Source organism: Phyllobacterium sp. 21LDTY02-6, from assembly GCF_023554255.2.
In the GTDB taxonomy this organism is placed as follows: Bacteria; Pseudomonadota; Alphaproteobacteria; order Rhizobiales; family Rhizobiaceae; genus Phyllobacterium.
The window spans coordinates 1,184,952-1,198,060 of record NZ_JAMJWD020000001.1; the positions used below are offsets into that span (position 1 = coordinate 1,184,952).

The window sequence follows — 13,109 nt, forward strand, 5'->3', positions numbered from 1 at the left end:
TCAGAAAATGCTGGTTCAAAGATCCATGTCGAGGATGGCCATCGAGAAATTATAGGACAATTCGCCCTCGTCCTCATCCTTGTAGATCAACCCCAAAAACTCGTCGCCCAGGTAGAGCTCGGCTGAATCGTCCTTGCGGGGACGAGCCTTGACGGTCAGTTCCGTGTTTCTGAACGTGCGCTTGAAATAGCTGTCGAGTTTTTTGAGTTCTTCGGGTTTCACCTAATTCTCCTGTGTTGGGCGGCGGTGGTCCGGCTTGTGACATGCCGCCGCCTGCCATGTAAAGAGCAACAACAACAGTTGCTTCGGCGCTTAATCCAGATCGACGATAAGCTGATCCATCGCCCGCGACGGCTCCGCGCAGCCCGTTTCACCCACGATCCGCGCAGGTACGCCCGCCACTGTCACATTGTGCGGAACGGGTTTCAGTACCACCGAGCCCGACGCAACTTTCGAGCAATGACCGATCTCGATGTTGCCGAGAATGCTGGCGCCGGCGCCGATCAGCACGCCATTGCGAATCTTGGGATGACGATCACCCGTCTCCTTGCCGGTCCCGCCCAGGGTTACGCCCTGCAGGATCGAGACATTGTCCTCGATGACGGCGGTCATGCCGACAACGATACCCGTGGCATGGTCGAAGAAGACGCCCTGGCCCATCGGAACCGCGGGGTGGATATCGGTCTGGAATACCGAAGACGACCGGCTCTGCAGATAAAGCGCCAGATCCCGGCGTCGTTCATGCCACAGCCAATGCGCAAGCCGATGCGTCTGGATCGCCTGGAACCCCTTGAAATACAGCACCGGCTCGATGAACCGGTCGCAGGCAGGATCGCGATCATAGACAGCCTGTATATCGACGCGGAGCACCTGCGACCATTGCGGGTTGGCATCGAGCATGGCGGTGAAGCTCTGGCGCAGCAGTTCGGACTCCACATCGGGATGGTCGAGGCGCTGGGCAATCCGGTGTATGACGGCGTGTTCGAGCGACTGATGGTTGAGAATCGTCGCGTAGAGGAATGTCGACAGCAAAGGCTCGTGACTGATCGCCTCTTCCGCTTCCGCGCGGATTGCGTGCCAGATCGGATCAATCTTCTTCAAGGGTCCGGTATTCTTGGCTGTGACGCTTGCTGACATATTCACGCTCCAGGCAGGTGCAGATTGTTCTGTCACGAATTATAGGACAAAGACCGCGCTTTTACATCTCCCTTTCATGCGGATGCAAGAGCGGAGTAATGACGCACCGGACTGTTCCATTGATCAACGCCGCGCGGACGGTGCGGTTCCGCGCCCAATCACAGCGGATGTTGCTTCAGGAAATCCACCGCCGCCTGCTTGAACACCTTGTCACCGACCGCGAGCATATGATCGCGGTTCGGTATGTCCAGGGCCTGGCCATTGGGCATCAGCGCGGCCAGTCGTTGAGGACTTCCGCCGATATCATCCCTGGTCCCGACGGCGACCAGGGCAGGCTGAGTGATCCGGCCCATATTCTCTGCGCTGATTTCCTCTTTCGACGTGATGACGCAGGCAGCAAGGGCGATGCGGTCGCTCTTGGTCTTGTCGGCAAAGTTGCGGAACATCTTGCCCCGCGGATGGGTGACGCTCTCGGCATCCTCCGCCATCAGTGCCTCGGCGATGGGCGTCCAGTCGCCCGCTCCCTCGACCATGCCGATTCCGAGCCCGCCAAAGATGACATCATGAACCATCTCCGGGTGGTTGAGCGCCAGAAATGCCGTGATGCGCGCCCCCATGGAGTAGCCCATGACATGCGCCTTGCCGATGTCGAGATGTCGGAGCAGCGCAGCGGCATCGCCCGCCATCAGGGTTGGCGTATAAAGCGCCTTGTCGTGCGGCTTATCGGAGGCGCCATGACCGCGATTATCGATCGCAATTGCGCGATAACCCGCTGCGGTCAGTGTCGGTATCCATCCCGGCTGCACCCAATTATAGAAGGACGAGGAGGCGAAGCCGTGGATCAGCAATATCGGCTCGCCCGACCCTTCGTCGACATAGGCAAGTTTCAGCCCGTCATTCTCGAAATGTTTCATGTTCCTGTCCGTCAGCCACCATCGGATTTGATCGATGGATGGCGCACCTTGTCTCCTACCGCAATTCCAAGACGTCGCACCGTGCCGGCTTTCACTTCCACGGTATAACTGGCCGGTCCGTCCGAGGCTATGATATCGCGCGAAAATGGCACCGCGTTCTGGCGGATGGTCGTGATGCGCCCCTTCTCATCCAGGAACAGCATGTCGAGCGCCGAGGGAGTGTTCTCCATCCACATCGTCACCTGTCTCGCCTGATCGAACACGAACAGCATGGCGCTATTGTCTTTAAGATCGGTACGGAACATCAGGCCGCGCTGCCGCTCCGTATCGTCATCGGCAATCTCGACAGCGAAGGGCACGTCGCCCTTGCTGGTATTTATGATCAATGGCCGGGAATCCACCGGCAGGTGCATCGGCGTCTGATCGAGCGCAAAGGCAGCCGGAATAGAAAGGATAACGGCAAGGACGACGCAGAGCGCCTTGATAAGGCTCATCGCTGGCATCAATGCGACGACGGCAGCTGCGTGCCTATGTCGGGATGAATTTCGGAGGCCATGAGGCCCTTCTCGCCATGGCCGAAACGGATCAGCACCACCTGGCCGGGGCGAAGCTCGGTCAAGCCGAAATGGCGCAGCGTCTCCATATGGATGAAGATGTCTTCCGTGCCCTCGCCGCGTGTGAGAAATCCGAATCCCTTGGTTCTGTTGAACCATTTGACCAGGACGCGCTCCAGACCACTTGAAGGCGTAACGGTGACATGGGTGCGAACCGGCGCCATTTCGGTCGGATGAACGGCCGTCGAATTGTCCATGGATTTCACATGGAAGCACTGCATGCCACGGTCGCCCTGACGCGCCTCGCAGACCACCCGCGCACCTTCGAGCGCGGTCTGATAGCCATCCCTGCGCAGGCAGGTGACGTGAAGCAGGATGTCCGGCAGCTCGGAATTGTCCGGAATAATGAAGCCGTAGCCCTTCGCGACGTCGAACCATTTGATGGCGCCGGAAACCTCGATGAGCTCGAGATTCTCACCGGGATTTTCATCGTGGGGGGATTGCTGGGCTGATACTGGCCGGTCCGACATTAAACTGAGCCCCTCCTCTCCTGCGCGCGAACAACTGATTCTCTGCCTAAAGAATAACACCCGTCCACGCCCGTTGAGCAAGTATCATATGAGTTTTTTCTGAAAGTCGAGGGCGAATCGGCTGTTTATCCTCAACCAAGTACAACCTAGCTTAATCCCATATTTGTGAGGCTAGTCATTAAGTGCTAGCAATTGCGTCGTGCGCAGATCGGATACTGATACTGTGCCTTATCAATCTCGATAAACCCAAAGGCAAAAGATGCGTTATCTTCATACAATGGTCCGTGTCCGCGATGTCGATGAATCGCTGGACTTTTACTGCAACAAGCTTGGGCTGAAGGAAGTTCGCCGCACGGAAAACGAAAAGGGCCGCTTCACGCTGATCTTCCTTGCTGCATCCGAAGATGAAGGGCGCTCGGCCGCCGAGCGCGCTCCCGAACTCGAACTCACCTATAATTGGGATCCTGAAGAATATTCCGGCGGACGCAATTTCGGCCATCTCGCCTATGTCGTCGATAACATATACGAGACCTGCCAGAAACTGTCCGACCAGGGCGTGGTGATCAACCGCCCGCCGCGCGACGGCAATATGGCGTTCGTGCGCTCGCCCGACGGCATTTCGATCGAACTGTTGCAGAAGGGCCCGGCGCTGCCACCACAGGAGCCATGGCTTTCCATGCCCAATACCGGCAACTGGTAATTGCCAAAAGAAGCGTGGGCAAACCATCCGTTCGCGCTTCGCACTTCCGGCTTCCAAGCAGGCATCTCTCCTGTTATCAGGAATGACCAATCGGGAGGGATGCCATGAAAGACGTGCTGATCGAGCTTGAACGCCGCCGCAACATTGCCCGCGAGGGTGGTGGTGCCGCGCGGATAGAAGCACAGCACAAGCGCGGCAAGCTGACGGCGCGCGAACGCATCGACATTTTCCTCGACCATGGCTCGTTCGAGGAATTCGACATGTTCGTCGAACATCGCTCCACCGATTTCGGCATGGAAGCGACGAAATATGCCGGCGACGGCGTGGTCACCGGCTGGGGAACGATCAATGGCCGCACGGTCTTCGTCTTCGCCAAGGATTTTACCGTGTTCGGCGGCTCGCTCTCCGAGGCCCATGCGGAAAAGGTGCAGAAAATCCAGGATATGGCGCTCAGAAACCGCGCGCCTGTCATTGGCCTCTACGATGCTGGCGGCGCGCGCATCCAGGAAGGCGTCGCTGCGCTTGGCGGATATGCCGAGATATTCCAGCGTAACGTTCTCGCCTCGGGCGTCATACCGCAAATATCGGTGATCATGGGGCCATGCGCCGGCGGCGATGTCTACTCGCCCGCCATGACGGATTTCATCTTCATGGTGCGCGACACGTCCTACATGTTCGTCACCGGGCCCGATGTCGTCAAAACGGTTACAAATGAAACCGTCACCTCGGAGCAGCTCGGCGGCGCGTCGATCCACACCACGAAATCGTCCATCGCCGATGGCGCCTACGACAATGATGTCGCGGCGCTGCTGCAGATGCGGCGGCTGATCGACTTTCTTCCTTCCTCCAACACCGCCGACGGTCCGGAGCTTGAATGCTATCAGCCCGTCGATGAGCTGGACTATTCACTGGACAGGCTCGTCCCCGACAATGCCAACAAGCCCTATGACATCAAGGAACTCATTCGTAAAACGGTGGATGAGGCTGATTTCTTTGAAATCCAGGAGAACTTCGCCCGGAATATCGTTATCGGCTTCGGCAGGGTCGAGGGACGGACCGTCGGCGTCGTCGGCAACCAGCCGATGGTTCTCGCCGGCGTCCTCGACAGCGATGCCTCGCGCAAGGCGGCGCGGTTCGTTCGCTTCTGCGATTGTTTCAACATTCCGATCATTACATTCGTCGATGTTCCGGGCTTCCTGCCCGGCACGGCGCAGGAATATGGCGGCCTGATCAAGCATGGCGCGAAGCTGCTATTCGCCTATGCCGAGGCGACCGTGCCGAAAATCACGATCATCACCCGCAAGGCCTATGGCGGCGCCTATGACGTCATGGCGTCAAAGCATCTGCGCGGCGATATCAACTATGCCTGGCCTTCTGCCCAGATCGCGGTCATGGGGGCCAAGGGCGCGGTCGAAATCATCTATCGCAAGGACATAGGCGATGCGGAGAAGATCGCAGCCCATACCAAGCGCTATGAGGACCGTTTCCTGTCGCCATTCGTTGCCGCCGAGCGTGGCTATATCGATGAGGTGATCATGCCGCATTCCACGCGCAAACGGGTATCAAGGGCGCTGCGGATGCTGCGAAACAAGGATCTCGAAAATCCCTGGAAGAAACACGACAATATCCCGCTCTGAGTAACGGGATATTGTTTCAAAACTGTTTTGAAGATTATCGGCGGAAGCTGAAGCCGCCGTTCGAATCCCGCAGGATTTGAGAAATGGTTCGCGTGTCGCAAGGCTGATTGGTGCTGGACGCTGCCTTTACAATTGACGGGACAACCTTCGCAGCTGAAACCAGCGCAAGAACATTGGCGCCTTTTACTGGCGATACGTCATTTTTTACTGCAACCATTCTTTTTTAGCCTCCAAAAAATCTACTCACCGGTTAGGGAGTATTTTTTGACCAATGGAACTTATACTTGTTTAACCGTTCATTTACAGAAGCTAAACCGATTAAACAAATCACTATTTGTATCCATTTTTGACTTCTATTTGATCCAGCGAAGCCTCAGGGCGGAATTCGCCCTCTGTTCTGAATACGCCCTCAATATAGTGGGACAATGATGAACGCTCGCTGAACGCTTTCAAGCGCGGCCATTTCAAGCCAGGGCGTTATCAGGAACGATCGGAAGACAGCAGGAATCGGAGCGCTGAACGATCGCATCCGGCCGCCTGCAGCAGCGAAGCACCGGCCACCGATGAGCCAAACTGCCACGTGGATTGAATGCCGGTTCGACTGGCTCGACGAGCGCTGGCCTCAGGTGCTTTTGACGCCGACCTTGCTCTGGATCTCTTCCGACGTCTCCTTGACGAAGAAGGTCAGGCCGGCGGTGATGGTAACGATATGGGTGCCGGTGCCGTAGGGATTGAACGACACCACATGGTCGAAGTTCAATGTGATGTGATCGCCATTAACGTCCGTCAGCTTGATCCACATAGCCACACCTCCCAGTTTGACAAAGCGCAATTGCGTCCTGTCAAGGGAAGCAGCATTCGCCCGGGAAAGCAATCGATTACGGGCGGTTGGCGAAACATTCTCATGAACGCCCCGCATGGTAGTCCGAGCCGGATATGCCTGTATCAGGCCGCCTGCCCCGCCGCCCATCCTGACGACCAGGCCCACTGGAAATTATAGCCGCCGAGCCAGCCCGTGACATCGACCACCTCGCCGATGAAATAGAGGCCCTTGCGGCTCCTCACCTCCATCGTCTTCTGGTCCAGCTGGTCGGTGTTCACACCGCCAAGCGTGACCTCTGCGGTGCGGTAGCCTTCCGATCCGGCCGGCTTCACCTGCCAGCGGTGAACGGCGCTGGCTACAAGCATGAGTTGCTTGTCCGGCAGATCGGCCAGCGCCTTGTCCGGGACGCTCGTCTCGGCGATGTGTTGTGCCAATCGTTTCGGGAGATGATCGCCAAGCACTGTCTGGACGGCCTGCTTGCCATTGCGGCCGCGCGCGGTCTTCAGGATCGTGAAAACGTCCCTTCCGGGCAGCAGATCGACCGAAACGACGTCGCCCTCGCGCCAGTAGGACGAGATTTGCAGGATTGCCGGCCCGCTCAATCCGCGATGCGTGAAGAGCATCGCCTCCGAGAAGGTCGTGCTGCCATGTGTCACCGTCGCATCGACCCCGATCCCGGATAGTGGTTTAAGGGCCGCCAAGGTCTGGTCATTGAACGTCAGCGGCACCAGTGCCGGCCGGGTTTCGGTGACCTTCAGCCCGAATTGCCCGGCGATCTCATAGCCGAACCCAGTGGCGCCCATCTTGGGGATCGACTTGCCGCCACAGGCGATCACCAATGAACGGCATCTTACGCTCTGGCTTTCGAGTTCGACGCGGTAGCCTTCGCCGTCCTGGTGGATGGCGCGAACCGCGATCCCGAGCCGCATCTCGACACCAGCGCCGCGCATCTCATCGACCAGCATGTTGATGATCTGCCTGGCCGATCCATCGCAGAAGAGCTGGCCCAAGGTCTTTTCGTGCCAGGCTATGCCGTGACGATCGACGAGCGCGATAAAGTCGCGCTGGGTGTAGCGTCGGAGCGCGGATATGCAGAAATGCGGATTGCTTCCGAGGTAATTTGCGGGAGCCGCGTGCAGATTGGTGAAATTGCAGCGTCCACCGCCGGATATGCGAATTTTCTCGCCGGGCGCCGACGCATGATCGATGATGAAAACCGATCGGCCGCGTCTGCCCGCCTCGATGGCACACATCATGCCAGCGGCCCCGGCGCCGATTATGAGGACGTCGACATTGTTCCTCATGGCGATGGCAGGATGCTGTCGATCCGCCCCGTCAGCCGATAGGCGAGAAGGCCGGCCCACTCCCGCCCCGCGAGGGTAAGATTCTGCAGCGAGTCGTAGACATTGTCCTGCGCCAGCCCCAGTGTTTCGGCGCCGGAGGTTCGATAATCCGCCGGCCAGGCGGTGACCTCGAATCCTGCCTTGCGAAAAAGCCCCATCGAGCGCGGCATGTGAAACGCCGAGGTAACCAGCAGCCATACCTCGCCCGGTTTCACCGCCATCATTTCCTTGGTGAACAGCGCGTTCTCATAGGTATTGCGCGACTTGTTCTCCATGATGAGCCGGTCCGATGCTACGCCGAGTGCATTGAGCAGCCTTGGCGCGGTATCGCCGTCGGCTTCGCCGTCCAGCACCAGATTGCCGCTTCCGCCGGTCACCACCACCTTGGCCGACGGATAGCGCGCGGCAAGTATCGCTGCCTCCACGAAGCGGTCGCCGCTCGCATTCAGTTCATAGCCGCCGCGTACGAGGTTGATGCCGCCCTCGAAGCCGCCGCCGAGAATGATGATCCCATCGACCTTCGCCGGCGCATCGATCGGCCGCGGAAACCGCGCTTCCAGGGGATGCAGCAAGAGAGCGCCGACGGTCGTCCAGCCGCCCGTGCCGAGGACCAGAAAGGCCAAGGCGACGCTGATAAAAGCCAGCCGGCGCCGCGCGAAACCAAGTAACAACAAGCCTGCGGCCATCAGGATAAGGGCGAGATTCAGTGGCTGGGCGAGGAACCAGAAGATCTTTGAGAGAAAAAAGAACATCCTAGACCGGTTCCGCGATCATGCTGACCTTTTCGATCTCGCGCTCGAGGCTTGTCGACCATTCCAGCTTCTGCTCGACGATCACAAAGCCCTCCCGCTGGTAAAGCGCGATGCCTCGCCGGTTCCGGGCATGCGTGCTGATACGGGCCTGACGATGGCCTGCTGCGCGAATTTCCGCCTTGAGCGCGCGCAGGAGCAGCGTTCCCGTACCAAGCCCATGCAGGGCGGGTTCGACCCAAAGGTCGGAAATATACTCATTCCGCGTTTCGCGCGCACCCCAGCCCGCCAGTCCCTGCTCCGTCTCGGCAACGAGCACCGTCTCGTAATATTCTCGGGCGAAACCGGCGAATGCCTTCTCCACATGCGTGCGCATTCCTGGCCGCTCCTCCTCAAACGAGAAAATGCTCGATGCCCAGGCACGCGATCCAATAGCGGCGATCTGCGCTATGTCCGCTTCGGCCGCTTTTCTGATCACCACCATTTCGTCGGAGTGAACCTGCCGGCAGCCTGTTCGATGATGTGGGCCGTCTGGAACAATGTTTCCTCGTCGAAAGGCCGGCCGATCAGCTGGAGGCCAAGCGGCAGGCCCTTGGCATCGAGACCGGCCGGAACGGCTATGCCCGGCAATCCCGCCATGTTCACCGTCACGGTGAAAATATCGTTCAGGTACATCTTCACCGGATCGGAAGCGAGTTCCTGATCGGCGATGCCAAAGGCGGCGGAAGGTGTCGCAGGGGTCAGGATCGCATCGACGCTGGCGTGGAACACGTCCTCGAAATCCTTCTTTATCAGCGTGCGCACCTTCTGGGCCTGAAGGTAATAGGCATCGTAATAACCGGCGGAGAGGACGTAGGTGCCGATCATGATGCGGCGCTTTACCTCGTCGCCGAAGCCTGCGGCACGGGTCTTTTCGTACATGTCGACAATGTCGCGCCCCTGCACGCGCAGGCCGTAGCGCACGCCGTCATAGCGGGCCAGGTTCGACGAAGCTTCCGCCGGAGCAACGATATAATAGGCGGGCAAGGCATATTTGGTGTGCGGCAGCGAGATATCGACGATCGAGGCGCCTGCGTCCCTCAGCCATTCGATGCCCTGCTGCCAGAGTTTTTCGATCTCTTCCGGCATGCCTTCGACGCGGTATTCCCTCGGAATGCCGATCTTAATTCCGGAAAGCGGCCTGCCGATGGCGGCTTCATAGTCCGGTACGGCGATATCGACCGACGTCGTGTCCTTGCCATCGACCGACGCCATCGATTTCAGCAGAATAGCGGCGTCGCGCACATCGCGGGCGATGGGACCAGCCTGATCGAGCGACGATGCGAAGGCAACGATGCCCCAGCGCGAGCAGCGGCCATAGGTAGGCTTGATGCCGACAGTGCCGGTAAAGGCGGCTGGCTGGCGAATGGAGCCCCCCGTATCCGTCGCGGTGGCGCCGGCGCAAAGGCGGGCGGCGACGGCCGCGGCCGATCCGCCGGACGATCCGCCCGGCACGAGATCGGCATTGGAGCCGCGGGCACGCCAGGGGTTCTTCACTGGACCGTAGTACGAGGACTCGTTGGAGGAGCCCATTGCGAACTCGTCCATGTTGAGCTTGCCGAGCATGACTGCGCCATCGGCCCAGAGATTGGCAGTCACCGTCGACTCGTAATGTGGTTCGAAGCCGTCGAGAATATGCGAACAGGCCTGGGTATGCACGCCTTCGGTACCGAAAAGGTCCTTGATGCCGAGGGGAATGCCTTCCAGCGCGCCGCCCTTGCCCTCTGTCAACCGGGCATCGGATGCCTTGGCCATTTCCAGAGCCTTCTCCGGCGTCGTCACGACATAGGCATTCAGCGCCGCGTTCGCTTCATCGATCACCTTGATATAGGCTTCGGTCAGCTCAACGGCGGTGATCGCCTTGGCTTTCAGCTGCTCGCGCGCCTCGGCTATGGTGAGAGCGGTCAGATCGGTCATATCAAGTCCTTACTGTGCCGGCGCCAGGGCCAGCCATCTTTCAAAAAATGCACTATGTTCAGAATCCGGGTAATCCAGCACGACGCCGCAGCGGGTGAAACCCGAATTCTCATAAAGGCGATGCGCCGGAGCGAAGCCCGGTCCGGTTCCCGTCTCGAGCAACAGGCGGTCTATCTTCTGCTTCTTCGCTGCTTCGACGATGGCGAGCAGCAGGGCGGAACCCACCCGTTGACCGCGGACCTGCGGGAGGGTGAACATCCGTTTTACTTCGCCGATGCCGCCGCCATGCGTCTTCAAAGCGCCGCAGCCGACGGCCGCGCCCGTGTCGTCACGGGCGACGAAAACGGTCGTTTCGGCGTTCGCCATCTCCTCGACGGTCATCTTGAACTGAAACTCGACGGGCGAAAGCGGCAGAAGGTGATCGTTCAGCGCATCGACCAGGGCGCGCACGTCTGCCTGTAGCGGAGTTTCGACAGCGATCGTTATTGCCATCGCCTATTCCACCACCTTTGGGACGATGAAGAAGTTTTCCTCCGACATGGGCGCATTGGCGATGATGTCGTCGACCTTGCCGCCGTCATTCACGACGTCGCTGCGCTTCTTCATGACGATCGGCGTGACCGACGTCATGGGCTCAACCCCGTCGACATCGACTTCGCGCAACTGCTCCACAAAACCAAGGATGGCATTGAGCTGGCCGGTCATGCGCTCGGCCTCGTCTTCCTTGACTTCGATACGCGCAAGCCGCGCCACGCGTTTGACGGTTGAAATATCGACTGACATGCGAGTTCCTGAATTCCTGATGGATTACCAGTGCTATAGTGTCCGCCGAGCGCGAGCGCAACGGACAAGAGGCGATGCACTTCAATATCGAGCCGATGCGGCAGCTTCAAGCGGCCATGTCTAGGCCGTGAACGCCTCGCCGGTCTTCGCTACGACGACTTCGCTCGTTCCGCCCTCCATTCCCGCGACGAACTTCTCCGCGGTCTGGTCGATGATCGGAAAGGAGCCGTAATGGCAGGGCACGACTTTCGAGAACTTGAAATAGCGCCGCGACGCCAGTGCTGCGACAGCGCCTCCCATGGTGAACCGGTCGCCGATCGGCACGATGCCGATGTCGGGCTGATGCAATTCCTGGATCAGCGCCATGTCCGAGAAAATGTCGGTATCGCCCATGTGGTAGAGCGTGGGTTCGTCATCGAAGTGCAGCACGATGCCATTTGCCGAACCGAGCGAATGGGAAACGCCGTCTTCCGTCAGCTGGGCCGAAGAATGAAGCGCGTTGACATAGGTGACGCTGAAACCATCATAGGAAACGGTGCCGCCGGTGTTCGTCGAATCGGTCCGCTGCACTCCCTTGGAACCCAGCCAGGCGGCAAGATCGGCATTTGCCGTTACCAGGGCGCCCGTATCCTTCGACAATTGCACCGTATCGCCGACATGATCCCCATGTCCGTGCGTGAGAACGATATGGTTCACGCCCTTCGCGGCTTCCTGCAGATCGACGCCCTTGGCGCCCGGATTGCCGGTGAAGAACGGGTCGATGAGGATGATGTTTCGGGCGGTTTCGATGCGGAATCCGGAATGACCGAGCCAGGTGATCTTCATGGTTTGGCTTGCCTCCATTCATGAGTTGGCGCTCGCATTTGGCGTGCAATAGGGGTATCAGCCAATTAGAAACATCTATCAAGACCGATGCAATGGCAGGACTGGCCTTACCTTGACTATTTTGACGATCGAGCAATTGGAAAGCACTCTCGCGCCGGGCAGGACGCTGGCGGGACTGGACCTCGGCACGAAGACCATCGGCATCGCGATTTCCGACCGCGGCCTCTCCTTCGCCAATCCGCGCCCGGTGCTGCGGCGGCGAAAATTCACGCTCGATGCCCAGGATCTGCTGAAGCTGCTGGCGGCCGAGAATGCCGGCGCGATCATCATAGGCCTGCCTGTCAACATGGATGGCAGCGCGGGTCCGCGCGTGCAGGCGACGCGGGCATTCGTGCGCAATATGGAACCGCTGACCGACCTCCCATTCGTCTATTGGGACGAGCGCCTGTCGACTGTCGCTGCGGAACGCGCCCTCATCGGCATGGACGTATCAAGACAGAAGCGTGCGGAGCGAATAGATTCGGCTGCCGCGGCCTTCATTCTTCAAGGCGCGCTCGACCGCCTGAACATGCTGCGTCAAGCGGCGGAAGCGGATGACAATTTCTTGTAGGCAGCGCGTTCGGCACGCCATGCCTTGTAGCGATTGAAGATCTGGCGCCTGCGCCGGATGGCGATCAGACCCAACACCAGAGCGGTATCGACAACGCAGGCGCGCGCCACCAAGGGCGGGATCGTCTCCGGCTGGATGCCCAGTATTCCCCCATAGATAGCGAACACCTTTTCGTGCATCTCGCGGCTGAAGAAATACGTGCCCATGCTGAGATCGTAATAGGAAAGGAAGTACCATCCCCAGAGGAATCCGATGGGTCCGGCCCAGAAGATCAGAAAACCGCGCATTCCCCACTCCTCGATACTGCAACTTCCGCCGCCCGTAACCCACGGATTTTTATGGTGTCTTTCGAGCCACAGTGATATCGCTTAAGATGCTAACCGCAACGTAAACCATTTATTAAGGTTAATTTAAGAAAATTTAATTCAAATTGAACGGATTAGCGAGTGGCTGTCTGGCCCCGGCGCGGAATAATTTGTGCCGATCCACGCCTTTCCTGACAAAGATGGCTTCCAGGCGCGCAAAAATGGCGACTGAACCCGATACGC

General features: G+C 58.9%; 17 protein-coding genes. 3 read left to right on the forward strand and 14 right to left on the reverse strand.

What is annotated here, in order from left to right; all coding sequences use genetic code 11:
* Nucleotides 1-15 precede the first annotated feature (15 nt).
* From M8997_RS05730 to M8997_RS05750, 5 genes are all read right to left on the reverse strand, one after another.
* Nucleotides 16-222, reverse strand: a complete 207-nt coding sequence (locus M8997_RS05730; RefSeq protein ID WP_105733161.1) for a DUF3126 family protein — start codon at nucleotides 220-222, stop codon at nucleotides 16-18.
* A 90-nt stretch (nucleotides 223-312) separates the two neighbouring features.
* On the reverse strand, nucleotides 313-1,137 hold the full coding sequence (gene cysE / locus M8997_RS05735) for a serine O-acetyltransferase (RefSeq protein WP_250018682.1): 825 nt from the start codon (nucleotides 1,135-1,137) through the stop codon (nucleotides 313-315).
* 158 nt (nucleotides 1,138-1,295) lie between these two features.
* Nucleotides 1,296-2,051 carry an alpha/beta fold hydrolase gene (locus M8997_RS05740; RefSeq protein ID WP_371929495.1) on the reverse strand — a complete coding sequence of 252 codons (756 nt, stop codon included), beginning with the start codon at nucleotides 2,049-2,051 and terminating at the stop codon, nucleotides 1,296-1,298.
* Between the two features lie 11 nt (nucleotides 2,052-2,062).
* Nucleotides 2,063-2,545, reverse strand: a complete 483-nt coding sequence (locus tag M8997_RS05745; protein WP_250018681.1) for a DUF192 domain-containing protein — start codon at nucleotides 2,543-2,545, stop codon at nucleotides 2,063-2,065.
* An 8-nt stretch (nucleotides 2,546-2,553) separates the two neighbouring features.
* Nucleotides 2,554-3,135, reverse strand: a complete 582-nt coding sequence (locus M8997_RS05750) for a cold-shock protein (protein WP_250018680.1) — start codon at nucleotides 3,133-3,135, stop codon at nucleotides 2,554-2,556.
* A 259-nt stretch (nucleotides 3,136-3,394) separates the two neighbouring features.
* Between M8997_RS05750 and M8997_RS05755 the strand changes: the two genes are divergently transcribed.
* Entirely contained in the window at nucleotides 3,395-3,835 is a 441-nt protein-coding gene (locus tag M8997_RS05755; protein ID WP_250018679.1) for a VOC family protein, read from the forward strand.
* Between the two features lie 104 nt (nucleotides 3,836-3,939).
* Nucleotides 3,940-5,472, forward strand: a complete 1,533-nt coding sequence (locus M8997_RS05760; RefSeq protein ID WP_250018678.1) for an acyl-CoA carboxylase subunit beta — start codon at nucleotides 3,940-3,942, stop codon at nucleotides 5,470-5,472.
* A gap of 622 nt (nucleotides 5,473-6,094) precedes the next feature.
* Here M8997_RS05760 and M8997_RS05765 read toward each other — a convergent pair.
* The 8 genes from M8997_RS05765 to M8997_RS05800 all read right to left on the reverse strand — a co-directional run bounded on the left by M8997_RS05765 (nucleotide 6,095) and on the right by M8997_RS05800 (nucleotide 11,951).
* Nucleotides 6,095-6,274 carry a flagellar FlbD family protein gene (locus M8997_RS05765; RefSeq protein ID WP_250018677.1) on the reverse strand — a complete coding sequence of 60 codons (180 nt, stop codon included), beginning with the start codon at nucleotides 6,272-6,274 and terminating at the stop codon, nucleotides 6,095-6,097.
* A gap of 143 nt (nucleotides 6,275-6,417) precedes the next feature.
* Complete coding sequence (locus M8997_RS05770; RefSeq protein WP_250018676.1) at nucleotides 6,418-7,599, reverse strand: NAD(P)/FAD-dependent oxidoreductase; 1,182 nt, start codon at nucleotides 7,597-7,599, stop codon at nucleotides 6,418-6,420.
* Nucleotides 7,596-8,390: a YdcF family protein gene (locus M8997_RS05775; protein ID WP_250018675.1), complete on the reverse strand. Its 795-nt coding sequence runs from the start codon at nucleotides 8,388-8,390 to the stop codon at nucleotides 7,596-7,598. The genes M8997_RS05770 and M8997_RS05775 overlap by 4 nt, the downstream gene beginning before the upstream one ends.
* A gap of 1 nt (nucleotide 8,391) precedes the next feature.
* Nucleotides 8,392-8,865, reverse strand: coding sequence for a GNAT family N-acetyltransferase (locus M8997_RS05780; RefSeq protein WP_250018674.1), 474 nt, complete (start codon nucleotides 8,863-8,865; stop codon nucleotides 8,392-8,394).
* A complete protein-coding gene (gatA, locus tag M8997_RS05785; protein ID WP_250018673.1) occupies nucleotides 8,862-10,343 on the reverse strand; it encodes an Asp-tRNA(Asn)/Glu-tRNA(Gln) amidotransferase subunit GatA in 1,482 nt (493 codons plus the stop codon). The genes M8997_RS05780 and gatA overlap by 4 nt, the downstream gene beginning before the upstream one ends.
* A 9-nt stretch (nucleotides 10,344-10,352) precedes the next feature.
* Nucleotides 10,353-10,835 (reverse strand): GNAT family N-acetyltransferase, encoded by a 483-nt coding sequence (locus M8997_RS05790; protein WP_250018672.1) that lies wholly within the window; start codon nucleotides 10,833-10,835, stop codon nucleotides 10,353-10,355.
* A gap of 3 nt (nucleotides 10,836-10,838) precedes the next feature.
* Nucleotides 10,839-11,126: an Asp-tRNA(Asn)/Glu-tRNA(Gln) amidotransferase subunit GatC gene (gene gatC / locus M8997_RS05795; RefSeq protein WP_250018671.1), complete on the reverse strand. Its 288-nt coding sequence runs from the start codon at nucleotides 11,124-11,126 to the stop codon at nucleotides 10,839-10,841.
* A 120-nt stretch (nucleotides 11,127-11,246) separates the two neighbouring features.
* Nucleotides 11,247-11,951, reverse strand: coding sequence for a metal-dependent hydrolase (locus M8997_RS05800; RefSeq protein ID WP_250018670.1), 705 nt, complete (start codon nucleotides 11,949-11,951; stop codon nucleotides 11,247-11,249).
* Between the two features lie 112 nt (nucleotides 11,952-12,063).
* Here M8997_RS05800 and ruvX point away from each other — a divergent pair, with 112 nt between their 5' ends.
* Nucleotides 12,064-12,561, forward strand: a complete 498-nt coding sequence (gene ruvX, locus M8997_RS05805; protein ID WP_250018669.1) for a Holliday junction resolvase RuvX — start codon at nucleotides 12,064-12,066, stop codon at nucleotides 12,559-12,561.
* Here ruvX and M8997_RS05810 read toward each other — a convergent pair.
* A complete protein-coding gene (locus M8997_RS05810) occupies nucleotides 12,528-12,848 on the reverse strand; it encodes a DUF6105 family protein (protein WP_250018668.1) in 321 nt (106 codons plus the stop codon). The genes ruvX and M8997_RS05810 overlap by 34 nt on opposite strands.
* Between the last annotated feature and the right edge of the window lie 261 nt (nucleotides 12,849-13,109).